The organism is Clostridium bornimense, assembly GCF_018917145.1.
GTDB classification, from domain to species: domain Bacteria; phylum Bacillota; class Clostridia; order Clostridiales; family Clostridiaceae; genus Clostridium_AN; species Clostridium_AN bornimense_A.
This window is the reverse complement of record NZ_JAHLOD010000128.1, coordinates 1-967: the sequence shown is the minus strand read 5'-3', so window position 1 is coordinate 967 and position 967 is coordinate 1. Positions and strand designations below refer to the sequence as shown.

Annotated in this window: 1 protein-coding gene; it reads left to right on the top strand. The window is 32.8% G+C overall.

All coding sequences use genetic code 11. The features are described from left to right. Window positions 1-967, top strand: a 967-nt coding sequence (locus KQI30_RS16845; RefSeq protein ID WP_216464494.1) for an IS110 family transposase, incomplete at both ends; no start/stop codon positions are given.

The following is a 967-nucleotide window of genomic DNA, read 5'->3' as shown; positions in this document are numbered from 1 at the left end:
AGTAATTTGTGCTTATAAAAAATCTTTTGTTGACATTGATAAAACCGATCCAAAGGATGCTTTTGTAATTGCAGACTTTGCAAGAGTAGGTAAAATAACATCAGCACCTTGGAAGGGTGGAGAATATATAGCACTTCAAAGACTTACTAGATGTAGGCTTCATCTTATTGAAAATATAAGCCGTGAAAAATCATATATTCTCTCAAATATATTTCTAAAGTTTAGTGAACTAGCTGTTCTAGACAGAAATGAAAATCCATTTTCAAACACCTTCGGTGCTTCATCTTTAGCGGTTTTAACAGAATTTATGTCCACAGAAGAAATAGCCAGTGCTTCTATTGAATACTTAATAAACTTTCTTGTGGATAAAAGCAAAAATAGATTTACTAATCCAGAAGCTACCGCTAAGTTGTTACAAAAGGCAGCTAGAGATTCTTATCGCTTAGATAAGTCACTATATGATCCTTTAAATGCTACTATAGCAGCATCTTTAAACTGTATAAAAGCTTTAGAAAAAGAAGTTAAATCATTAGATAAAGCTATAGCACGAGCTATTAAAGGATTTAATAATCATCAATTTCAATGTCTTATATCGATACCAGGTATCGGTCCTGTCTTTGCCGCAGGCATAATATCTGAACTAGGTGATATAAATAAATTTAATAATCAAGGATGCGTTGCAAAATATGCTGGTTTAACATGGAGAAAGAAACAATCAGGTGGTTTTACGGCTGAAAATACTTTTCTAACGAAAACAGGCAATAAATACCTTCGTTACTATCTCCTTGAAGCCGCAGGCAGCATTCTTAGATATAATTCTGAATACAATGCTTATTATCATAAAAAGTATGATGAAGCATTAATTCACAAACATAAAAGGGCACTCGCACTAACTGGACGAAAACTTGTAAGATTGATTTTTTCATTGCTACGAAATAATCAACTCTATACCTCTAACGAGGTAGTT